21 protein-coding genes are annotated in these 23,872 nt (G+C 41.1%); 10 read left to right on the forward strand and 11 right to left on the reverse strand.

Annotated elements, in window-relative coordinates; translation table 11 throughout:
• Positions 1-9: 9 nt before the first annotated feature.
• The 11 genes from BM386_RS02070 to BM386_RS02125 all read right to left on the reverse strand — a co-directional run bounded on the left by BM386_RS02070 (position 10) and on the right by BM386_RS02125 (position 9,990).
• The gene (locus tag BM386_RS02070; RefSeq protein WP_091691401.1) at positions 10-978 is read right to left on the reverse strand and encodes a transketolase family protein; all 969 of its coding nucleotides are present in this window, start codon (positions 976-978) and stop codon (positions 10-12) included.
• 34 nt (positions 979-1,012) lie between these two features.
• Positions 1,013-1,864 carry a transketolase gene (locus tag BM386_RS02075; RefSeq protein WP_091691402.1) on the reverse strand — a complete coding sequence of 284 codons (852 nt, stop codon included), beginning with the start codon at positions 1,862-1,864 and terminating at the stop codon, positions 1,013-1,015.
• Between the two features lie 11 nt (positions 1,865-1,875).
• Entirely contained in the window at positions 1,876-2,325 is a 450-nt protein-coding gene (bcp, locus tag BM386_RS02080; protein WP_091691403.1) for a thioredoxin-dependent thiol peroxidase, read from the reverse strand.
• A 25-nt stretch (positions 2,326-2,350) separates the two neighbouring features.
• Positions 2,351-4,225, reverse strand: coding sequence for a M23 family metallopeptidase (locus BM386_RS02085; RefSeq protein WP_091691404.1), 1,875 nt, complete (start codon positions 4,223-4,225; stop codon positions 2,351-2,353).
• Positions 4,212-4,823 (reverse strand): fumarylacetoacetate hydrolase family protein, encoded by a 612-nt coding sequence (locus BM386_RS02090; RefSeq protein WP_091691405.1) that lies wholly within the window; start codon positions 4,821-4,823, stop codon positions 4,212-4,214. Before BM386_RS02090 ends, BM386_RS02085 begins: the two co-directional genes overlap by 14 nt.
• 288 nt (positions 4,824-5,111) lie before the next feature.
• A complete protein-coding gene (locus BM386_RS02095) occupies positions 5,112-5,795 on the reverse strand; it encodes a DUF4377 domain-containing protein (RefSeq protein WP_091691406.1) in 684 nt (227 codons plus the stop codon).
• 218 nt (positions 5,796-6,013) lie between these two features.
• A complete protein-coding gene (locus tag BM386_RS02100) occupies positions 6,014-6,742 on the reverse strand; it encodes an SGNH/GDSL hydrolase family protein (protein WP_211482874.1) in 729 nt (242 codons plus the stop codon).
• Positions 6,743-6,759: 17 nt separating this feature from the next.
• A complete protein-coding gene (locus BM386_RS02105; protein WP_091691407.1) occupies positions 6,760-7,800 on the reverse strand; it encodes a S66 peptidase family protein in 1,041 nt (346 codons plus the stop codon).
• An 87-nt stretch (positions 7,801-7,887) separates the two neighbouring features.
• Complete coding sequence (locus tag BM386_RS02110; RefSeq protein WP_091691408.1) at positions 7,888-8,169, reverse strand: hypothetical protein; 282 nt, start codon at positions 8,167-8,169, stop codon at positions 7,888-7,890.
• A 148-nt stretch (positions 8,170-8,317) separates the two neighbouring features.
• Positions 8,318-9,610 (reverse strand): D-alanyl-D-alanine carboxypeptidase, encoded by a 1,293-nt coding sequence (locus BM386_RS02120; RefSeq protein ID WP_091691410.1) that lies wholly within the window; start codon positions 9,608-9,610, stop codon positions 8,318-8,320.
• 2 nt (positions 9,611-9,612) lie between these two features.
• Positions 9,613-9,990, reverse strand: a complete 378-nt coding sequence (locus tag BM386_RS02125; RefSeq protein WP_091691411.1) for a DUF423 domain-containing protein — start codon at positions 9,988-9,990, stop codon at positions 9,613-9,615.
• Between the two features lie 891 nt (positions 9,991-10,881).
• On the opposite strand from BM386_RS02125, the gene BM386_RS02130 reads away from it, so the two are divergent.
• The 10 genes from BM386_RS02130 to BM386_RS02175 all read left to right on the forward strand — a co-directional run bounded on the left by BM386_RS02130 (position 10,882) and on the right by BM386_RS02175 (position 23,851).
• Positions 10,882-11,691, forward strand: a complete 810-nt coding sequence (locus BM386_RS02130) for a polysaccharide biosynthesis/export family protein (protein WP_091691921.1) — start codon at positions 10,882-10,884, stop codon at positions 11,689-11,691.
• 6 nt (positions 11,692-11,697) lie between these two features.
• Complete coding sequence (locus BM386_RS02135; RefSeq protein WP_091691412.1) at positions 11,698-14,145, forward strand: GumC family protein; 2,448 nt, start codon at positions 11,698-11,700, stop codon at positions 14,143-14,145.
• 2,007 nt (positions 14,146-16,152) lie between these two features.
• Positions 16,153-17,469 carry a UDP-glucose dehydrogenase family protein gene (locus BM386_RS02140; protein WP_091691413.1) on the forward strand — a complete coding sequence of 439 codons (1,317 nt, stop codon included), beginning with the start codon at positions 16,153-16,155 and terminating at the stop codon, positions 17,467-17,469.
• 235 nt (positions 17,470-17,704) lie between these two features.
• The gene (locus tag BM386_RS02145; protein ID WP_091691414.1) at positions 17,705-18,703 is read left to right on the forward strand and encodes a mannose-1-phosphate guanylyltransferase; all 999 of its coding nucleotides are present in this window, start codon (positions 17,705-17,707) and stop codon (positions 18,701-18,703) included.
• A 261-nt stretch (positions 18,704-18,964) separates the two neighbouring features.
• Positions 18,965-19,333 carry a GxxExxY protein gene (locus BM386_RS02150; protein ID WP_091691415.1) on the forward strand — a complete coding sequence of 123 codons (369 nt, stop codon included), beginning with the start codon at positions 18,965-18,967 and terminating at the stop codon, positions 19,331-19,333.
• A 50-nt stretch (positions 19,334-19,383) separates the two neighbouring features.
• Positions 19,384-20,355, forward strand: coding sequence for a GDP-L-fucose synthase family protein (locus BM386_RS02155; protein WP_091691416.1), 972 nt, complete (start codon positions 19,384-19,386; stop codon positions 20,353-20,355).
• Positions 20,356-20,473: 118 nt separating this feature from the next.
• Positions 20,474-20,845 carry a GxxExxY protein gene (locus BM386_RS02160; RefSeq protein WP_091691417.1) on the forward strand — a complete coding sequence of 124 codons (372 nt, stop codon included), beginning with the start codon at positions 20,474-20,476 and terminating at the stop codon, positions 20,843-20,845.
• Between the two features lie 63 nt (positions 20,846-20,908).
• Positions 20,909-22,021 carry a GDP-mannose 4,6-dehydratase gene (gmd, locus tag BM386_RS02165; RefSeq protein ID WP_091691418.1) on the forward strand — a complete coding sequence of 371 codons (1,113 nt, stop codon included), beginning with the start codon at positions 20,909-20,911 and terminating at the stop codon, positions 22,019-22,021.
• A gap of 35 nt (positions 22,022-22,056) precedes the next feature.
• Positions 22,057-23,316, forward strand: coding sequence for an oligosaccharide flippase family protein (locus BM386_RS02170; RefSeq protein WP_139235831.1), 1,260 nt, complete (start codon positions 22,057-22,059; stop codon positions 23,314-23,316).
• Positions 23,309-23,851: an acyltransferase gene (locus BM386_RS02175; RefSeq protein ID WP_091691420.1), complete on the forward strand. Its 543-nt coding sequence runs from the start codon at positions 23,309-23,311 to the stop codon at positions 23,849-23,851. The genes BM386_RS02170 and BM386_RS02175 overlap by 8 nt, the downstream gene beginning before the upstream one ends.
• The last annotated feature ends 21 nt before the right edge of the window (positions 23,852-23,872 follow it).

Consider the following 23,872-nt stretch of genomic DNA (forward strand, 5'->3'; position numbering starts at 1 on the left):
AAGTGAAGATTACTTTCTCGCCAAAACTTTCTTGGCTGCAGCTACAATATTCGCTGCATCCAGTCCGTATTTGTCCAATAATTGAGTAGGAGTGCCTGACTCGCCAAAGCTGTCATTTACACCTACATATTCTACAGGAGCTGGATTGTTTCTAGCTAGGGTTTGTGCTACGCTATCACCCAAACCACCATTGTATTGGTGCTCTTCGGCAGTTACTGCACACCCAGTTTTAGCTACTGAATCCAGAATCGCTTCTTCGTCCAGTGGCTTGATGGTATGGATGTTGATTACTTCTGCAGAAATACCTTCAGATCTTAAGATTGCTTCAGCTACTACCGCTTCCCAAACCAAGTGTCCGGTAGCAAAAATAGTCACATCAGTTCCTTCGATCATTTTCCAGGCTTTACCGATCTCAAACTTCTGGGCTGGATCAGTGAAAATAGGCCAGGATGGACGACCGAATCTCAGGTAAACAGGACCTTCGTAATCAGCAATTGCAATGGTAGCAGCTTTGGTCTGATTGTAATCGCAAGGGTTGATTACAGTCATGTGAGGAAGCATTTTCATCATGCCTACATCCTCTAGAATCTGGTGCGTAGCACCGTCTTCACCCAGCGTCAAACCTGCGTGAGAAGCACAGATTTTTACATTCTTGCCAGAGTAGGCAATAGACTGACGAATCTGATCGTACACACGTCCGGTAGAGAAGTTGGCGAAAGTACCTGTGAAAGGGATTTTGCCATTGATAGTCATACCGGCAGCGATACCCATCATGTTTGCTTCTGCAATTCCTACCTGAAAGAATCGCTCAGGGAATTCCTTCTGGAAAGCTCCCATTTTCAATGAACCGATCAAATCAGCACAAAGTCCTACCACATTTGGGTTTCTATGACCAGCTTCCAGGAAGCCGTCACCGAATCCGGAACGTGTATCTTTTTTTTCTGTATAGTTGAATTTTAAATCCAATGTCTTTTCCATGATTTCTTTTGAGTAAATGGTCTAAAAATGTGGATTAAAAATCCCCAATTGTTTCTGGAAGTTGTCCCAAAGCGTTTGCAAGTTGCTCATCACTAGGAGCAATGCCATGCCACTTGTGTGTACCCACCATGAAATCGACTCCAAAGCCCATTTCAGTGTGAAGCAAATTCACCACTGGCTTTCCTTTTCTGCTTAGGCTTTTTGCTTTTTCCAGTCCTTCTACTACAGACTTCATGTCATTGCCCTGAAGGGTATCTATGACTTCCCATCCGAAGGATTCATATTTGGCTCTCAGATCGATCAGATCCATGATCTCTTTTGTTGGGCCATCGATCTGCTGTCTGTTCAGGTCAATTGTTGCGATCAGGTTGTCCACTTTCCAGTGAGCCGCATACATTGCCGCTTCCCACACCTGACCTTCTTCCTGTTCTCCATCACCCATCAGTACATAAACTGTGCTGTCATCGCCATCAATTTTCTTAGCCTGAGCTGCTCCGATTGCTACGGACATGCCTTGCCCAAGAGATCCAGAGGCAATTCTGATTCCCGGAAGCCCTTCTTCAGTCGCTGGGTGTCCTTGAAGTCTAGAATTCAATTTTCTGAATGTATCCATTTCCTCAGGAGCAAAATATCCTGATCTGGACAATACAGAGTACCAAACTGGTGAGATATGACCATTGGATAGGAAAAACAGGTCTTCTCCTTTTCCTTCCATTTTAAAATTCGGATCGTGGTTCAACTGGTTGAAGTACAGAGCTACAAAGAACTCAGTACAACCAAGTGAAGCGCCAGGGTGTCCTGACTGTACCGCATGTACCATGCGGAGAATGTCTCTACGTACCTGTGATGCGGTACTTTCGAGTTGTTCGATTGTTTGTTTTTCCATTAGGGATAGGTTTAATTTAGGATTTGAGCTGTATGATCTTTAGTTTTTACTTTTTCGATTATTTCGGATATTTTGCCTTCCTCATCGATTACAAAGGTGGTTCGGACAGTACCCATGTATTTTCTTCCGTACATAGACTTTTCCTGCCAGGTCCCAAAAGCTTCGTGAACTTTTAGATCCGTGTCGGCAATCAGGGAAAATGGAAGTTCCTGTTTCTCTTTGAACTTAATGTGCGATTTTTCAGGATCTGAGCTAACACCGAAAACCACATATCCTGCTTTTTGCAAAGCCTCGTAGTTGTCTCTGAGGTTACAAGCTTGGGCAGTGCAGCCTGGAGTGGCATCTTTTGGATAAAAATAGAGAACTACCTTTTTCCCTCTATAGTCAGAAAGCTTGATCGTTTCTCCTGTTTCAATTTTCGCTTCAAAATCTGGGGCCATTTGGCCTTTTTCTAATTGCATAAGCTAGTTGTTTAGGGCGCCTAATTTAACCAATCGTTCCTTTCCATTCAGCAGTATTGCCAGCTTTATCGGTAACTTTTAGCAAAACTTCTCCTTTGAAGGGTAGATTTTCGAGTTTTTCGGACCAAATCACGGCCTGTTTGTATTCGTATCTCATCAATACCCATTTTCCATTTACATAAGCTTCGTAGCTGTCAATCCCGGATAAATCATCCCGGATCACAAAACGCAAGTCGGATGAATTGGCTTTAATTACTTGGATACTTGGCTTGGTATTGTCCTGCAAAATGGAAATTTCTCCCAAATATCTAGAACCGAAATTCAAGGTGTCTCCATTCCATGTTCCTCCCAAAAAAGACTTAGAACCTCCGGAAGTATAGTAGGCGTGCGATTTTTCCTTGTTGCCAGTATATTCGGGTACATTCCACAGAATATTTGCTGCATTCCAAAGGTATTCGCGGCTACTGTTCACTATCAATCGAGGTGAAGATGCAGATCCAGCTTTAGAAACTCTCAAGAATAAATCATCCAGAACGGTTTCATGATTGAAATTCATCTGTACATTATCTTCCGAGTAGGAAGTTTCCTTCCCCGCAGGGATTAGCGCGTCAATGCCGGGTATTACCACTTCGCTGCAAATGTCGATCTCCTCAGGAATGCCAAAATCCAAATCCCAGAGGTAAGTTCTGCTGTTTGCATCCTGATAAGCAGGCAGCATTTCAAAGGAATTTGCACCCACTCGAAATTTTGCCAAACCGCCTTTTGCTGAGATCGGGGCTTTTATTTTCAGAATATTGTTGATGTAATCCAACGATGCCTTGGAAGGTGCTGCACCATCATTAATGTTCGGTTCTCTGTCTTGACCTTGAAGTGTAAAACTAATCTGACGCTCGTTTCCATAGGCATCATGAAGGGTCAAATTGTACGCTTTTTTTACCCCAGGCTCTAGCTCCAGATGTCCTGTTGTAGTAGTATCAGGTGTGAAAAATTCAAATTTCAGGTTTTTCTGAAAATAAAGCTTGGTATAGCGATTCTGATGGGTATGCAGAAGAAACTGTCTGCTGTAGTTGAAATCAACCTTATCAACTGTCAAATTAAAAACTCTGCCTTTATCATCGGCCAACTCAAAAGTAGGAAAGCCATTTCTATTACTTGCGCCATCCAATTGATCATAGCTCCGGATTTCTATTCCAACCTTACCTGTGATTTTGATCTCGCTTGGTAAACGGTAATTTGAACCGTTTGCTACAGGAGTGACTTCTAGTCTGGCAAATTTCCCGTTCACCCGGGAATCAATAGCTAGTGGAACAATGGCTATACTTTGGGGTACAGGCGCTTTGTTATCGATGATTTCGGGAAATCCAAATAGGAGTGGATCCATGGCTCGATCCAAGCTGTCTCTAATCTCAAAGTGCAAATGTGGACCACCTGAGCCACCGGTATTTCCGCTATCTGCGATGCGCTGCCCCTGCTTCACTGGTAATTCTCCCGGTTCAGGATAGATTTCCAGCTCATTTGCTTTTGCCTCATACATTTTCTTCCGCATGTATTCGCTCAGTTCCTGGTTGAAATTGCGCAGGTGACCGTAGAGCGTAATCATGCCATTCGGGTGCTTGAGGTAGATGACGTTGCCGTAACCAAAGGATGAGATTTTGATGCGATGTACCCAGCCATCCGCTGCCGCCAAAATGGGAATACCTTCCTGACCTCCGGTTTTGAAGTCCAAACCCGTGTGGAAATGGTTGGGACGTAATTCGGCAAAGTTTCCGGATAGGTAATTTCTGCTTCCTGGGTTGATTGGGTTTCTGAAGTAGGTTTTATCAACTTCTTGAGCATCAAGCTCAAAACCAGTCAATAATCCAAGAAATAGGACTGCGTAGGCTAGCTTACTTAACTTCAAAATCCAACATCTTTTCAGTTCCAATATATCCTTCCAATCGATCTCCGATCTGCACGGGACCAACTCCTGCCGGTGTGCCTGTATAGATTAAATCTCCGGTTTTTAGCATAAAAAATTGCGATACATATGCTATGATGGTGCCAAAGTCAAAAAGCATTAATGATGTATTGCCTCTCTGACGGGTTTCCCCATTGATGCTCAGGTGAAAGTCTATGTTCTTCTGATCTTCAAAATCTTCTACGGATTTGAATCCTCCAATCGGAGCAGCTCCGTTAAAACCCTTAGCTATTTCCCACGGTAAACCCTTGGCTTTGCATTGATCCTGTAAATCACGTGCGGTGAAGTCGATGCCCAAACCAATCTGATCATAGTATCGATGAGCAAATTTCTTCTGAATGTATTTTCCTTGCTTTGATATCTTCAGTACCAGTTCAGCTTCGTGATGAATGTTTTTGGAAAAATCCGGGTAGAAAAATGGAGCTCCGTCTTTCAGAAGCGCCGTATCAGGTTTTAGAAAAACAACCGGGCTTCCGGGCGTTTCATTTTTCAATTCCTCTATATGAGCCGCATAATTCCGGCCAATGCAAATGATTTTCATCGTTTTTAATTAGTTGAGTGTCCGTTTAAATGAACCAATAGGCATGGAATCAATCCTTAAGGATGGGGATTTTTCAAGGCTGAAACCAAAATTAATTCAAATAGGTAAACTCATGCTGATATAAATTTAATATCTCCCTGCTTTTCAGGCCCTGATTAAGGCAAAAGAAATATATATTCAGAATAACACTAAAATTTGGGTCACTTCCGTCTCCCGTCTTCTGTCGTCCAGCCAGCCAGCAAAATAAGTTTCCGATGGCAGCTAAAATTGAAGACAATCATGATTTTTTTAATCTACAGCTTGGAAAGTCATCAGACTTTCCCCATCCTCATTCAGCAGGTAAAGTTGGTTGTTTTCTATGGTATATCCACGTGTATTGATAAGCGCTTCAGAGATTGCTTTTTCAGCGCTCATATCAGGACAAGCCATCATCGTGGCTGCCCCAGGGCCGAGAAGTAAGTTTTTCCCATCGTTTTCCTTGATCTCTCCACGCACTGAATTGCATCCCATGTCACCTACATAGGTTTTTTTGGATGCGTTAAATTCGAAAGTCAGGGCTTCTTTGGATTTGAATCCTGTTGGGTTTTCGATTTCACCTACTTTGATGAGCTTCCAAATGTTTGTAAGTCGCAGTGCCGGATCGGGTTCTTTGCTCATGATTTCCACTAGTTCATAGGTTTTAGAAGAAGCATCCGCGGGAATGGGTTGCTGCTTGTCTGTTACCTTTACCTTGATTTGGTAAATATTACCAGGCTCAAATTCGAAGCCTTTAATGGAGCTGTAAAAAAACTCCCATGCTCCGGGATCAATCTCTGTTCCCTTTTGTATTTGCAAGCAGGACATGGGACCAGTTCCCACACAGTCCATTTTGGCAGAATTGATCCACCAGATTTCTGTGTTCTCTTCATTGTCACGCTCGCAAGAGACTACAGCAAGTATGGTGCTGATGAGTAGAAATAGTATAGTTTTCATTTGATTACAATTTATCTTTTAATTCTCACATTGTCTGTCCCGATTTTAATTCGGGCGAATCTCACAATGTGATCCCAATATTTTTCTTAAGGACATCCTTTTTGGTGTAGCCTCGGACATATTCGGTTTCTTAAGTTTTTCTTCTTGACTCTTGGTTCTAGCCTCTGATATCTTACTACTTAAGTCTTACTACTTACGTGTTGCTACTAAATAATCCTCTAGTAAACCGTCATCACTTCTTCAAACAGCTTTTCAGTCCACAGACTATACATTTTTGCACTTGGATGTAAGCCATCGGCGGCAAGCATGTCTGGCTGAGCGCCTAGAGACCTGTACTGAGCTGTAATATCAATATAAGTAACCTCATGCTTTTCGCAGATTTCTGCCTTTATACTATTGTAAGCGTCTATTTCTTCCTTAATCTTAAGTTGATCTCTTCCACTTTGCGCAGCAAAAGGAGTAACTCCCCAGTCTGGGATTGACAATACAACTACATGATTGGATTTGATCGCAGCAAAGCTGATTGCCCTCAAAAGCATAGTTTCAAACTCCTCTTCGAACTTTTCTATAGGATAGCCTCGGTATTGATTATTCACACCAATTGATAAAGTGACCAAATCGTAGGTGTTTCCTGCAATCTGAGCCGCATTGATCCCTCTTTCAAGCTCATCGACTGTCCAGCCTGTTTGAGCAATCACTTCGGGCGTGGCCCAATTCTTATCAGTTTCAGTGTTTAATTTAGTGATCAATTGACTTGGATATCGTCCTGCATCGTTGACTCCCTCGCCAATAGTATAACTATCGCCAAGTGCCAAATAGCTCAGTTGGTTACTGTTGTCGGTCGGGTTTTCTGTCTGAGGATTATCAGAATCGTCTGGCTGCATATTTTTGGTGCTGTTACAGGAAAGTATGCCTAAAATGGCGAAGGTGAATATTACGGATTTCATAGTAAGTAGATTAGTTCCTACTGAAATACGGACTCAAGCAGGCTTATGGTTCCCCGGTCTGCATCAATCCCAACTTTTCCTCCTACTGGAATAATAAATTGCTTGGAAATATGTCCAATCATCGCGCCAGAGTATGCAGGAATATTCAATGGTAAAATATAATCATCGAGCACCTGATCCAAAGTAAGTGAACCATATCCACCACCTGGTTCACAGTCAGAACATTGCCCAAAAACAAAGCCCTTGATTTGGTCTAGCGTGCCATTAAGTTTCAGCGTGCTCATCATTCGGTCCATTCTGTATGGATCTTCTCCCACATCTTCAATGAAAAGTATAGCGTCCTTGAAATCAGGATAATAGGGAGAACCTGAGATCGCTGTCAAAACAGTGAGGTTTCCACCCAGAATTTTCCCTTCTGCTTTTCCGCCTTTTAATGTCTGAATACGATTTGATTTAACCACTAAATCATCACTTTCAGCATGTATATTCTCAAAAGTTACTTTCTCCCGATTGAAGAATATCTTCTCAAATTGGGCCACATTGAAGCTGTTCCAACTTCCAGATCCCATAGGTCCATGAAAAGTAATCAAGCCAGTTTGGGCATGAATCGCGCAATGAAGAGCTGTGATATCCGAATAGCCCAATAATGGTTTGGGGTTTTTAGATATGGCTTTGTAATCTATTAAGGGTAGGATTCTGGCAGCACCCGAACCCCCACGTATGCTCACAATTGCTTTTACATCTTTGTCGGCAAACATGTCATTCAAGTCTCCCGCTCGCTCAGCATCCGTTCCTGCCAGGTGTCCATACCGGTTCATCAGGCTCTTTCCCAGTTTTACTTCAAACCCCAGTGCTTCCAAGGCTTCTTTGGCATAGGTGAACTGCATCCTGTCCGCCGTAGCAGCAGAAGGGGAAATCAAACCTACGGTATCTCCTTTTTGGATCGCCTTCGGCAAAAGAGTTTTGGGATCGTATGCTGGATGGACAGAATCCCAGGCTACGAGTGGGAGTGAGGCTGAAAGTAGTCCGAGTGATTTTAAGAAAGCTCGTTTTTGCATGGGTGAAGGGTATTAATTCTAAGACGTGAAAATAAGGCTTTTTTATTTTTAAGTTAATTTTTCTCGCGGCGACGCGGCGGCGCAACGTTAGATAACCTTTGAGGTTTTCAGAACCTCGAAGGTTTTATTTTTAGGCAACAGATGCTGTTTTTTTACCACGGTGGGCGCAGAGATTTTTGTAGAGAGCGCGGTAGTAATTGATTTTTCTCGCGGCGGCGCAGCGGCGAGCGTTTGATTAACCTTTGAGGTTTCTCGAACCTCGAAGGTTTTATTTTTTAGCAACACATGTTGTTTTTTTACCGCAAAGTGCACTGAGTTTTTCGCAAAGTTTATGCTGTAAATATCTCCCGCAAAGGTGCCAAGAAGCAAAGAAAAATTTAAATAAAGGAATACTGGCTTTGATTAACCTTTGAGGTTTTCAGAACCTCGAAGGTTTTATTAGTGCTTAAATACTTTCCATTAAAGTTGGAGGTTCCCTCAAATCCCAAAACCCAAATCCCAAATCCCAAATCCGACATCAAACCATCTCTCTCACCATCACCATCACCTTTTCCATCTCCCTTCTCACTTCCGAAGCTTTCCATGGATAGTTCGAATTCATAAAAGCAAAGCAGTAGTAGCGACCACTTTTCCCCCGCACTAATCCAACGAGACTGTGATTATTGCTCATGGTGCCTGTCTTTGCAAAAATGTAGGGTTGCTCAGCTTTATAGCTGTTTTCCAATGTTCCGGCTCTGCCGCCAGCGGGCAATAGTTCAAACAATTGTTGATCTGGTAGCATTCTATAGATCTTTTCGAAAAGTGCCACCATAGTTCGTGGGGTGAAAAGATCATGCCTGCTCAAGCCGGATCCATCCACCCATTGGGGTTCGTCGGGGAGGTCATACAGGTATGTTTTAAGCATGTATTCGATGGCACGCTCTGTATCCAAGCGCTGGAAGAGCCGATCCGAAACCATCAGCATCAGTTGCTCTGCGAGGAAATTGTCACTCTCCAGCATCATTTCTTTGAGAATTGGGAAAAGCGGAGCCCCTCTCCATTCCTGATGGAGTGTGGGTAAACTGTCTGGCTCGTAAATCCAATTTTTGCCTGTGACATCTGAGGCAAGTTGCATCAAGAGTTCGGGGGAAGTAATAAATGGGATGAATTCCTCCCGGGCTCGAAAGTTATTTGGATTGTAATAGAATTTGTTTGAATGAAAATCCCGCTCCAATTCCCGAATCGTACGGTTGGTAGGGAATACATCAGCTTGGAAACTGGGAGGGAAGACGGTAGGAGCATTACCCACTTTTTTCACCTTAACCAAATTACCATAAATTGGGAGGGAACTGCGCTCCGCCGAATAGTTGTAATAATAATCATCCCACTGCCAGCCGTAACCAAATGCCGGAGACATCATATTGGCATCCGAAAAAACAATAGTTTCATAGGGAGCCAAAAATTCTTGAAAATCCGGTTGATATAAAGTTTTGTACTTCCAACTTGGATCTCCGGATCCCCAGATTTTAATGGTGTTTCCATCTGTGACGTAGCGCAAAGTTTGTGTGCTATCGTTTAGGACGACAAGAGAGGAAAAAAGTGTAAAAAGCTTGGTAGTGGAAGCAGGAATAAATCGCTGGTGGCTGTTTTTCTCGTAGAGCACCATCTGCGAATCCAAATCATACAGCATAAAACCTGTCAAATGCCCATTGAAAAAGCTGTCTTCTCCCAGTGCGCTTTCCAGCTTTAAGTATTGGTCTCGGGTGAGCTGCGCAAAAAGACTTAAATTAAAGCTTAGTATAAGGAGTAGTCCGGTGAACAGTTTACGCATGCTTAGTTTTTTGAAACTGCTAAAACCACCAAAATCCAGCCTGCAATAAAAGCTACTCCCCCTAGAGGAGTAACTGCCCCAAGCCAGGTGATTCCAGTCAGAGAGAGTACATATAAGGAGCCGGAGAAAATCAGAATTCCTATTGCCATTAGCAAAGCTGCTAAGCTTAGTTTTTTCCATTCGGGTTTGACTATAGCCAAAATTCCAATCAGAAAAATGGCAATGGAATGGTAAAAATGGTATTTCACCCCAGTTTCAAAAGTCTCAACTCTTCCTGTTTCGGCTAATATATCCTTCAATCCGTGAGCTCCGAAAGCTCCGATTCCCACTGCAATCGCGCCTAAAACTGCTGCCAATTGTATGATCCCTTTTCCTCTCATTTTAGTACTTCAGTATTCTAAATTCACTATTCATCATTCGAAATTATGAATATCAGCTCAACTTCACCTATGTAATTTTAATTAATGCTTAAGGTTCAGGATTCATAATATCCTTCAACGCGGCGGAGGGAATTGTGGATTTTGTCACACCGAGTCTTAAATATTCTGCGAACATACAAAAAGGGGGATGACAGAAGTTTATTCTGGAACCATAAACGTAGTCACCTTGAGCACTTGAGAGACGAGAGTCTCGAAATCGAAAGGTCCTCGACTCCGCTCGGACTGACCCCTTTTCCGTGTCCTCAAATAAATCTGTCACACCGAGCGAAGTCCAGGTGAAACTTAATGGAATATGTATATCCGCTTTTCTGCCAGTAAGGAGACAAAAGCAGCATAGTATAAGTTAAACTTAAGAATTTAGGTTACTTTAGCCTGTCCCGCTCCTGCGGGAGTCTTCGGTCATCCCCGCCTGCTGTCGGGCAGGGGTCTTCTGGCCGGTTGAGCAGAGAAATATTGGTTACTGGCATCATTCCGTATAATCATATAATGGAATTTGGCTACTGGTAGAATTGCGTATATGCCTAATAAAATCTTCACCTAGTCCAGACATGGACTTTGCATCGTTTATTTAAACTTAAGGAAGCAGGGTAGGGGCTAGTTGTTGATATTTTAAGGGATCAACAAATAAATTAAAACTAAAGCTTTATATTATCAAAAGAACCTTTAAAAACCAGAAAATTGCAGCTGAATCTGAAATTGGTGAGATTGGTCTGCAGTACTTTTCCTAAGAAAACACAGGCGTTTTTTACCAATGTGTTAAAAAATCTCTGGATTTAAGGTTAAATGCTTAAGTTTGCCCAGTTTTTGAGAGAAAAAATAAAAAATTACTATATGAGGAACATCTTGAAGGGGCTGTCGTTTGCCCTGGTTTTTTTCATGGCCTTTGGCTGCATCTCAAATGAGAAAATCATCTATCTGCAGAATTTGGAGGAAAATACCCCAATAGAAGATGATGAGTTGATCACCTATAAAATTCCAGAATACAAGTTGCAATACAACGATATTATTGACGTAAACATTCAGACTGTTGATGATATGACGCAATTTGGCTTTAACAATAAACCTCCTCAGACTAATTCTCAGATGGGTAATGTCTCGGCCCAAAGTGGTGGTGATATTTATTATATGACGGGATATTCAGTTGACGAGAACGGAAATATCCGCCTTCCTATAGTGGGAGAGGTGTATGTTAGGGATAAAACTTTGGATGAAGCAAGGATTGATGTAGAACAAAAACTTCGTGAGTATGTGAAGTCCGAATTATACGTAAAAGTTAAACTGGGGGGAGTGCGGTATTCGGCTTTGGGCGAATTCAGGAGACCTGGTAAATATGTGGTTTTGCAGGACAGAATGACGATTTTTGAAGCAATTGCCAATGCTGGGGATTTGACCACTGTAGCTAAAAGAGATGAGGTATTATTAATCAGACAGTATCCTGAAGGGACAAGATTACATAGAATAAATTTATTGGATAGGCAGATCGTAGCTTCTCCTTATTATTTTATCCAGCCCAATGACCAACTTTATATTGAACCTATGAAAGTTAGGGAAACAGGTACAGGTGAAAATACAGCACAGACCTTGGCCCTTGTTTTTGCAGGAATTTCTTCTGTTGCCCTAATATTAAACTTACTCAAATAAGCATTTATGTACCCGAATACCCCAAATCCTTCAAATTCAGGGCAGAATCCTTTTATGATACAAAAGGAAGATGAAATCGATCTTAAAGTGCTTTTATTTAATTACCTGCAGTACTGGGTGCTTATTCTAGCATGTATGTTTATAGGTGTACTGGGAGCTTTTTTGTTCAACCGCTACGCTACTAATATTTTTAAAGTCGAGTCCAGTATCTTGGTAGTGGACGATAAACCTAGCCTGGGTACAGATCTCTTTGAATCCTCAGGATTGGGAATGCTGCAAGGAAAAAGTAACATTGAAAATGAAATAGGTATTATTAAGTCTTTCTCTCTCGCGGAAGAAGCCGTTACTGAATTAAACCTTAATGTTCAATATTATAAGGAGGGTTTTGTTTCTACGTCTCAGATCTATGAAAAACTTCCTATTCATGTGACTGTAGATTGGAACCAGTCTCAGTTGGTAGGAGGGAAATTTAGATTGGAGGTTTTGAATGAGGATTCCTTTGAATTAAGCATTGAAAATGATGAATTCAGAATTTTTAATCCTAAGGATCCTTATTATAAGATCTTACCTGAAGACGAAACTACCTTAAGTAAGTCTGTTTATAGTTTTGGTGAAGAAATTCAAGGAGAGAATTTTACTTTTACCATCAACCAAATAGCTGCATTACCAGGAGATATTGTTCTTTTCAATTTGGTTGATACTCCATCTCTTGCACTGAAATATAGAGAGGAATTGGCAGTTGCCCCTATCAATAAGCAGGCTTCAATTCTGTCCTTGAGTTTGGAAACCCCAGTGAGACGATTGGGTGAAGATTACATCAATAAGTTGATGGAGATGTACCTAGCTAGAGAGCTGGATGAGAAAAACAGAGCTTCTGAAAATACGGTCCGCTTTATCAATGAGCAACTTTCCGGAATTTCGGACTCCCTGAGATTCTCTGAAAATAAGCTTCAGCAGTATAGAACAGAAAATAAGGTTTTTAATCTTTCTGAAGAAGGTTCTGTTGTGTTCGAAAGGTTACAAGAACTGGAAAAGGAAAAAGGAGAGGCTGAAATCAAACTAAAGTACTACAAGGTATTGAAGGATTATCTTGCCTCCGATCAATCTGGGGAAATGATGGCTCCATCTGTTATGGGGGTTACAGATCCTTTGTTGAATTCTCTTGTACAAGCTTACAGTGAATTGCAAGCCGATCAGGTGAGATTGTCTGCTAATTTTACTGATATAAATCCTTCGGTACGAGAGAATGCTACGCGTGTTCAGAACATCAAGAAGCAATTGCAGGAGAATGTGAGTTCAGCCTTGGGCAATACAGAGAATTTAATAACTGATTTAAACGGTCAGATCCGTATGCTGGAGGTAGATATTAATTCCCTTCCGGAGACAGAAAGGAACCTGATAGGTATTCAGAGGCAGTTTACGATTAACGAGAATATTTACGTTTACTTGCTACAGAAAAAAGCAGAGGCTGAAATCACGAAGGCAGCAAATATGCCTAAGAATAGTATCCTTGATTTTGCAAAGTCCGGGCAACTCCCGGTAGCACCAAAGAGAAGTCTAAATTTGCTTATTGGCTTAATACTGGGACTTATTTTACCAATAGGCTTTATCACAATTAAGGATTTCCTAAATACCAAAATTGAAGACCCTAAGGAACTGGAAAATCAGATCAAGGTGCCACTTATAGGAATGATAGGTAGAAATAATTCTGAGGATAATATTCCTGTAATGAATAACCCTAGATCTAGTGTGACAGAATCATTTAGATCTCTTAGGGCAGATATGTCTTATTTGAGTCCTCATAGAGATAATTTGACCATACTTTTTACATCCTCTATCTCCGGAGAGGGAAAAACCTTTGTTTCTATCAATGTGGCTTCAGTCTATGCTTTGATGGGTAAAAAGACTTTACTTATTGGCCTGGATCTTCGTAAACCTAAGATTGCTGAGGATTTTGGATTGGTAAATGACAAAGGAATGAGTACCTGTCTTAGCTCAGATATTTCCTGGCGGGACGTGGTTAAACCTACTGGTCATAAGGATATGGATGTGATCCTTTCCGGTCCTATTCCTCCTAACCCAGCTGAATTGTTGCTTCAGGATAAGTTTGGGGAAATCATCAAGGAAATCAAAGCAGAATATGATGTGGTGATTTTTGATTGTCCTCCGGTAGGATTGGTATCTGAAACCAAGGAGCTATTTGGCTTTGCAGATATCAGTTTCTTTGTTTTCCGTCAGGGCTATTCTATGAAAGGCAACTCTCAGATTTTGAACAACCTGGTTGAAAAAGGTGGAGTGTCTAAAATCTACGGTATCCTTAACGACGTGCATATCGACAAAGGCTATGGCTATGGTTACGGTTATGGCTATGGTTATGGCTACGGAAATAACTCCTATGGGTACCATGAAGAGGTGCAGTTGCCATGGTGGAAAAGAGCTTTGAGAAGAAAGTAAGTCTTCAGTCGCAGCGAGCAGTCCCAGCATTTGGTTGAATTGACTTCATAATTCATCATTGAACATTCGACATTCTATAGCCGCCTTTCGTGTCACACTATAGCCGCCGTTCGTGTCTCACGAACGGCTTTTGGTTTTTTTGGCTATTCGGAATTTGTAATTCCGAATTTACCCCATCTAGTGCAAGACCCATCTAGCGCAAGTCTTCAGACCCCATCTAGCGCAAGACTTCAGTCTTGTGCTTATAAAAATGCAGTCTTCAGACTGCTCACTTTCAATCCCGAAATTTCCGGTTTTACAGCCAACTTCCACCCGTCAACTTCCAACCGTTCTCAATTTGACCACAGCCAAACGGCATCCACTTACCAAACTCCCCCTTCATCATCAGTTTACTTTTGGAAAAGAGAAATTATCAAAGGGGGCTAGGGGGATTTGTCACATTTCACTTGAGCGTTTAGATTTAGCACCTGGTTAATTGTTAGGGCGCGCTGGAGAGACGCAGCAGCGAGCCGGGCAGAGGATCTGCGGGAAGAAGCTTTGCTGGCGTCTTGACCTTTTGCCTGTCCGTCGAGGCGGAGTTCTTTTGCGTCAAGGCAAAAGAACGAGAATAATTTCCAGGCAATACTCCTAGGCAGGAGCAATGGTAATTTATCTATTCTTAACCTAGGGTTCCCAGCTATTCGGAATTTGTAATTCCGAATTCACCATCGTAGGATTTTTAATCCCACAATTGACAAACGCTGTTGACCTCCTCGGGACAAGCCTACATCTTATCACTATTTCTCATGTCCGAGGAAATGGCCTTTTTGTCTTCATTGACCTAGGGTTCCGCCCTTCGTTCCTCAGGTCTCCACCCCAGGCTATTACAAATAACCCCTTTGGGGTTCTACCCAGCTGTTCTAGACCCATCTAGCGCAAAGACTTCAGTCTTGTGCTTATAAAATTGCAGTATTCAGACTGCTCGCTTTCAACCCCAAAATTTCCCGATTTTACAGGCAACTGCAAACCGCCACCAACCAACCGGTCTCTAGTTGACCTCTGCCAAAGAGCATCCGCTCACCAAACTCCCCCTTCATCATCAGTTTACTTTTGGAAAAGAGAAATCATCAAAGGGGGCTAGGGGGATTTTTTACCAAACTGACTTGATCTCCCAACTGACAACCACCAAACCGTTAACCGCCAACTGCAAACCGCCACCAGCCAACCGTTCTCAATTTGACCACAGCCAAACGGCATCCACTTACCAAACTCCCCCTTCATCATCAGTTTACTTTTGGAAAAGAGAAATCATCAAATGGGGCTAGGGGGATTTTTCACCAAACTGACTTGATCTCCCAACTGACAACCGCCAAACCGTTAACCGCCACCAGCCATCAATTCTCAATTTGACCTATGCCAAACAGCATCCACTCATCAAACTCCCCCTTCACCTTTAGTTTACTTTTGGAAAAAAGAAATCATCAAATGGGGCTAGGGGGATTTTTCACCAAACTGACTTGATCTCCCAACAGACAACCGTCAACAGACAACTGCCAACCGACAACTGCCAATTACCCACCTACTCCCTACAGTTTGTGGATAATTTCTGCAAGTTCTTAACTGAAAACCCCCAAATACCCACCTACTTATACTCTGGTCAGTTTTTTGTAAAAGTGTCGAAGCTCAAAGAAGTCAGGTTTGGATCAAATACAGAATCCTGTATATGAAAATTCCCCTGAGAAATAGGATAAAAAATGAGTACAAAAACTACTCAGTTCCCTATCTTTGTTCACTGAAAGCGATGCGAACGGGCTAATAATTTTCACTAGTGAAATTTTTAACCGTTTTTTTTGAATATTCTGCAATCTGGTGTATAAATAACCATGCAGACCATAATAACCAGCTAAGACCATTTGGCTGATAACTGGGGTTGTTTGAACTCTTTTTATTAGGCTATAATGGGACTGAAAGGGCGAAGCTGTATAAGACTATTCCAACATTTAAAAGGAGTTCCTCCATCATTATTTCATGAAAATCGCAGTTGTAGGCACTGGCTATGTAGGTCTGGTTTCAGGCGCTTGTTTCGCCAATGTAGGGATCGAAGTCACCTGTGTGGACATCGATCAGAAGAAAATAGATAACCTCAAGGAAGGCATTATGCCAATCTATGAGCCAGGCCTGGAAGAGGTTGTTGTGAGAAATTTCAAAAGCGGCAGACTTAAATTCAGTACAGATCTGGGTGAAGCCATACAGGGTGCCTCGGTAGCCTTTATTGCCGTGGGAACACCTCCAGGTGAGGATGGCTCTGCAGACCTGAAATACGTTCTGGCTGTAGCTGATGAAATCGGTGCAAAAATGACCGATTACATCGTAGTGGCCACCAAAAGTACGGTACCGGTTACCACGGGAGAAAAGGTGCGGGCAGCGATCAAAGGAGCATTGGATAAAAGAGGCTCGGATCTCCCTTTTGCGGTAGCATCCAACCCTGAATTCCTGAAAGAAGGAGCAGCAGTGGAGGATTTCCTGAAGCCAGATAGAATCGTAATCGGAGTGGATGATGAGCGTGCAGAGGAGATCATGAAACGCCTTTATAAGCCATTCCAACTCAGTGGAGAGCGGATTATCTACATGGATATCCCTTCCGCAGAGATGACCAAGTATGCTGCTAATGCCATGCTGGCTACCAAAATTTCCTTTATGAATGACGTGGCTAACTTATGCGAACTCGTAGGCGCTGATGCCAATATGGTGAGAAAAGGTATAGGTTCCGATCCAAGAATCGGGAATAAGTTTATTTATCCAGGGGTTGGTTATGGAGGATCATGCTTTCCAAAGGACGTGAAAGCAATCATCAAAACTGCGAAACAATACGGCTATGACCTTCGGGTGCTACAGGCCGTGGAGGATGTGAATGATGATCAGAAATATGTGCTTTCCAAGAAAGTGAAGGCGCACTTCGGTGAGGATTTGACAGGAATGACTTTTGCGATGTGGGGCTTGAGCTTCAAGCCTAACACCGACGATATGCGTGAAGCTCCTGCCGGAGTGATCATTGACGAATTAAGAGCAGCCGGAGCTACGGTGAGAGCTTATGATCCAATAGCTATGGAGGAAGCCAGAGAGCATTACATCTTCGACAAAGTGACTTACTGCAGCGATGCCTATGATGCTTTGGTGGATTCGGATGCGTTATTATTGGTGACCGAATGGTCAGAATTCCGAATTCCTAGTTGGGATGTAGTGGGTAAGCTATTGAAAAACAAGGTGATCTTCGACGGTAGGAATATCTACGATAAAAAATACCTGAAGACCTTAGGTTTTGAAACCTATGCAATCGGTAGTTAATTTCAAGATGTTCTCAAATACGGTCATCTCGATCCGCCGTGGCGTATAAGAGATCTCATTTGGGTAACGGAATTGTCATCTCGACCAAGGGGAGAGATCTCAAATGGCACATGAATACTGATCTTTTGTAAAAAGTTAAGAGTTAACGAATATCCTTTTAACTTTTAACTTTTAACATTTTAACTTTTAACATTTTAACCTTTAACCTTTAACCTTTAACCTTCCAACCACTCTCTTGAAAACCATCAACGTCATCCTTTCCGGCGGAGTAGGCTCCAGGCTCTGGCCACTTTCCAGAAAATCCCAGCCAAAGCAATACCTCCCGATTTTTGAGGGAGAAACCTTATTTCAGCATACCATCAGTAGAAACAAAGCCTTTTGTGAGCAGGTAATGGTAGTTGGGAATTGCGATAATTATAAGCTTTCCCGTAAGGATCTGGCTAACTCGAATATTTCAGGCTATATGGAAGTGATTGAAGCCTGTCCCCGGAATACGGCCGCTGCAATAGCCTTTGCTGCCATTGCTGCTCAGCCTGAGGACATACTCTTTGTCACTCCTTCAGATCATTTGATCAAGTCAGGTCAAAAATACCAACAAGCAGTAGCTAGAGCTATTGAGTTAGCAAAAGAAGGTGCTATAGTTACTTTTGGATTAAAACCTACTAGACCTGAAACTGGTTTTGGATATATAGAAGCGGAAGGAGAAAAGGTGAAAGGCTTCCGCGAAAAGCCCAATCTGGAAACTGCTGAGGCATTTCTCAAAAGTGGTAATTTCTTCTGGAATTCAGGAATGTTCTGTTTTAAAGCGGGAGTGTATCTGGAAGAATTAATGACCTTCGAACCTGAGGTATATAATGCCTCTAAAATAGCTTTTGAAAATGCAAAGGAGGGCAAACTGGATTTCGACCTTTCCATGAAAATTCCTTCCATTTCGGTGGATTATGCAGTGATGGAGAAGACGGATAAAATTAAGATGGTTCCCTCAGAGTTTGCTTGGTCCGACATGGGCTCCTTTGAATCCATTTACGATCATTTCAAAAAGCAAGGTCATCCGGTAGATGCCAAAGGAAATATGGTGATAGGTACAACCCTTCACACCGAATTTCTAGGCCTAAAAAACACCTTACTTATCCAAACCCCCGACGCCATTCTCGTACTCAAAAAAGATAATGCCCAAGATGTAAAGAAGGTGTATGAGAGGCTGGAGAGGGAAAAACCGGAGTTGGTTGGTTAGCCACAGAGCTACACAGAGCAGACACGGAGAGACACAGAGGAAATTTAAGTGTTAAAAATAAAAAACTTGATTCCCATAATTTCATTATCTATCTCTTTAAATAATAAGGTAAAGGAATAAATAGTTATTCTCTGTACGGCTTTGTTTTAACTTAGTGTCTCTCTAAAGTTATAATCAAATAAAAAGTCTCTGTGAATCTCCCATTAACTCAGTGTATCTCTGTGTCATTCCCATAAACTCAATGAATCTCTGTGACGAAAAATGAATGATCCTTTAACTCAAAAAGTAATTGGGGCAGCAATTGAAGTTCATCGACATCTTGGGCCAGGACTTTTGGAATCAGCTTATCAAAAGTGCTTAGCATATGAACTTTCAAACTTGGGGCTATTTGTTGATAGAGAACTCATACTCCCAATTAAATATAAAGAACTATCTATTACCCAAGCCTATAGAATTGATTTGTTAATTGAAAATGAACTGGTTATTGAAACCAAAACGGTAGAAAAACTCAATGATATTCATATGGCTCAAATACTCACCTATTTAAAATTTGGAAACTATAAACGAGGACTTCTGATAAATTTCAGAGAAAAACTCCTAGTCAACGGAATACGGCGAGTTTCTCTTTAAAGTCAACTAAATAGTCTCTGTGAATCTCCCATTTAACTCTGTGAATCTCTGTGGAAAAAAACACTAAAATATATATAGCTGGCCACCGCGGTATGGTAGGCTCAGCCATCTGGAGAGCCTTGGAAGCCAAAGGATATACTAATTTAATAGGAAAGACATCGGCTGAACTGGATCTTAAAAATCAAGTGGCGGTATCTGACTTTTTTGAAACTGAAAAACCGGAAGTGGTGATCGATGCGGCCGCCAGAGTGGGAGGGATCTTGGCCAACAATGACTATCCCTATCAGTTCTTAATGGAGAATATGCAGATTCAGAATAACCTGATAGATTATTCTCTGAAAGCAGATGTACAGAAATTTATCTTTCTGGGCTCCTCCTGCATCTATCCTAAACTAGCTCCTCAGCCCTTAAAGGAAGAATATCTGCTAACGGGTCCTTTGGAAACCACCAATGAGTGGTATGCCATCGCCAAAATCACTGGTGTAAAAGCTTGTGAAGCCATTAGAAAGCAGTTTGGAAAGGACTATATTTCCTTGATGCCTACGAACCTATATGGCACTTACGATAATTTTGATTTAAACACCTCCCATGTATTGCCTGCCATGATCCGTAAGTTTCATGAGGCGAAAGTTGCTGGTGAAATGAAGGGGTCTACTTGCAGTGAGCCTGTCGAACTGTGGGGATCAGGAACTCCAATGCGCGAATTCCTTTTCGTGGAAGACCTAGCAGACGCAGTAGTATTTGCGCTGGAAAATCAATTCCAAGATAATCTCTACAACGTAGGAACCGGGGTTGATTTGACGATCAAAGACTTGGCTGAATTAATTCAAAAAACAGTGGGCCATACGGGTGAAATCATCTGGGACTCCAGCAAACCCGATGGTACACCAAGAAAACTCATGGATGTCTCCAAAATGACTGATGCAGGCTGGAAAGCCAAAGTGGGCTTAGAAGAAGGAATCAAGAGAACCTATCAGTGGTTCCTAGAGAATCAGGAGACCTTCAAGCAAGTGAAAATATAACAGCTCGCAGGCTCGCAAATTTATTACACAGAGTTTCACAGAGGTATGCACAGAGAACCACGGAGTGTAAGAAGAGATTAAACTAAATATATTCTAGGTTTAACTCAGGGACAAAAAAATGATAGAAGATCTTTTAACAAAGCAAGTTATAGGGGCTGCGATTGAAGTACATCGTTACTTGGGCCCAGGGCTTTTGGAATCTTCTTATCAAAAGTGTCTCCAATATGAAATAGAAAAAAGAGGACTTTCAGCTAGACGAGAAGTACCTGTAGCTGTTCAATACAAAGATTTGTTAGTAGAAAACGGGTATCGAATAGATCTTTTAGTGAATGAGGAGCTGGTGATTGAAACAAAAACAGTGGAAGATTTGAATGATATCCACCTAGCCCAAATCTTGACCTATTTGAAATTTGGAGGATTTAAAAGAGGCCTTATTCTCAACTTCAAAGTCCTTAAAATGATTGATGGCATCCAACGAGTATCTTTATAATTAAAAAAAAAACAGTGGCCTCGGTGTCTTCTCCGTGGCTCTCTGTGACCAACAGATAAACATATGAAAACCGCACTCATCACCGGCATTACCGGCCAAGACGGCTCATACTTAGCCGAACTACTTTTGGAGAAGGGATATATGGTGCATGGAATTAAGAGAAGAGCCTCTTCTTTTAATACCCAGCGTATAGATCACTTGTATCAGGATCAACATGAGAACCATGTGAATTTTAAATTGCATTACGGTGACCTAACTGATTCTACGAATATTATTCGTATCATCCAAGAGGTGCAGCCGGATGAGATCTACAACTTAGGGGCAATGTCTCATGTCAAGGTTTCTTTTGATTCGCCTGAATATGTGGCCAATGTGGATGGAATCGGTACGCTAAGAATTTTGGAAGCGGTTAGAATATTGGGGCTGGAAAAGAAAACCAGAATTTACCAGGCCTCTACCTCGGAGTTATATGGGGGAATGCCGGAAAACAAAAATGCCGCAGGCTTCTACGACGAGAGTTCTCCCTTCTATCCTAGATCTCCCTATGGAGCTGCAAAAATCTATGGTTTCTGGATCACTAAAAATTACCGGGAAGCCTATAATATGTTTGCCTGCAACGGGATATTATTCAACCATGAGTCTCCTAGAAGAGGGGAAACCTTTGTGACGAGGAAGATCACTATGGCCACTGCTGCCATAGCATTGGGTAAGCAAGATTGCCTCTACCTGGGTAATATGAATGCCCTCCGAGATTGGGGCCACGCCAAGGATTATGTAGAAGCCATGTGGTTAATACTTCAGCAAAACAAACCAGATGATTTTGTGATAGCAACGGGCAAAACCACCAAAGTACGGGACTTCGTCCAAATGTCCTTTGCGCACGTAGGATTCACCATCCGCTGGGAGGGAGAAGGAGTCAACGAAGTGGGGATTTTGGTGTCAGTAGATGAGCAAAAATACCTAGAAGCAACGGGTGAGGCCATTAAACCTTTAACCCTTAAACTTTTAAACAAAGAGATTATTCGCGTCGACCCCACTTACTTCCGTCCAACCGAAGTCGATCTTCTCCTAGGCGACCCTACCAAATCCAAAACTCAACTAGGCTGGATTCCGGAATACGACCTGGAAGGTCTGGTAGAAGATATGATGAAGAGTGAAATCAGAAATAACTTATAATTCTTTGAATAGGTACTAACACAAATTATATTTTAGTGGAAGAATCGTATAAGGTATATGGACTAAAGAACATTCTTAAGTTTAGTTCGCTTAGCTATTTTCAAGCAATTATTTCTTTTGTAGTTTCTTTTTTACTAGCTAGATCTTTAGGGCCTGAAAGCTATGGACATTATACTCTTGGATTAGTCTTTGCAAACACACTTTTAGTTGTGATGCAATATGGAACTGAGAAAACTATTGTTCGAGATTTAATTCAAATAGGAAGGCCCTCTGAGACATTATCATCTGCATTTATCATTTGGCTTGTCATAGCTAGTTTAGGTTTATTAGCAATAGCAATTTACTTATTTCTTTTTTCAATCTTTACGACAGAAGCTTCAATTATTATATTACTTTGCGCGTTTTCAGGTTGTATCCAAGGGCTATCCTTTGCAGGTTGGTTTGATTTTAAAGGAAAAATGAGTCTTCATGCTTTTTATGCAGTGATTGGCAGATTATTATTTCTTTTTTTTATACTACTTACTATTTGGAATGTACATGATGAAAACAGGTCTATTTTATTTGTAGTTATCGCTTTAGTTGTATCAAGACTAATTGTTTTTTGTATTGAGTTCAAATATGTAATTTATAATATTCAATTTAACATTAAGCTATTATTAAATGAGGTAAATAGAATTTTGAGAGATAATTGTTGGGTATGGTACGCATCTATAGGTAATTTATGCATGACACAATTTAATCAAATAATTTTGCAAAAAATTTCAGGTCCAAAACAACTGGCATACTATGGGATTGCATTTCAGATAATAACACTAGTTAGGCTTATGCAAAGTCAAGTTCTAAGGCTAGTCACTCCCAATATTGCCTCAATAACCAAGGAAAGAAATGGAAATGATATATTTAGGTCTTTAGTTAAGTTTACAGCATTTTCTTTTACTTTAAGTGTTTTAATTGTAATACCATTGTATTTTTTAACACCATATATTATTTATAATTTTTTAGGTGATGAATATATTGACGCAATTCCAATACTTAATGTTCTCTATGTATGGATATCTATTTATGGTGTTGCATTAATTAATAATCAGTTTTTGCTTTCTATGAGAAAAGAAAAAGTTTTTTTTAAAATCACTCTATTATTTGGGTTGTTTTCTCTGGTTTTCTCTTTTTTTTTAATAAGAGAACTAGAAGCAATTGGAGCTGCTATTTCCCTACTTATTTCACATTTCCTATCGATATTTTGCCAATTTATAGTTGTGCTACTTTCATTAAGAAAAGAGAATCAAAATGTTTAAGAAGATATATTTATATATTCTAAGAAGGCGGCAAAAAGTGCATCTGCTTAAGTTGACTAGACCCAATTTTATAGATCCAACGGCAAGATTCAATTTTCATAAAAATATATCCTTACAGGATTTTGTTCGGATAGGCCCTTTTTGCCATCTTGATGGAGAGGGAGGGATTGATATAAAGAAAGGTAGCATATTAGGACCAAAAGTTGTGATTCTTTCAAGTAGTCATGATTATTCTAATTCAGAATTACTTCCTTATGGATTTGATGATATTAAAAGAAGAGTCATTATTGGCTCAGGATGTTGGATTGGTTGGGGAGCTATGATTGTTCCTGGTGTGACTATCGGAGAAGGATCTATAGTGGCTATGGGTTCTGTAGTTACCAAAGATGTTCCTCCGGGTGTTTTAGTTGGAGGAAACCCAGCTAAAATTCTAAAAACCATCAGAACTAAAGAATCAATTCAATTACAAATAGCAGCAAATAAATTCTATCTTTTAGATTTAAATGGTAGAAATAGGAGACCAAAGAATATTTAAAAATATATGTTAAGGAACTTA

Origin of the sequence: Algoriphagus locisalis (genome assembly GCF_900116615.1) — a bacterium.
Classification (GTDB): Bacteria; Bacteroidota; Bacteroidia; order Cytophagales; family Cyclobacteriaceae; genus Algoriphagus; species Algoriphagus locisalis.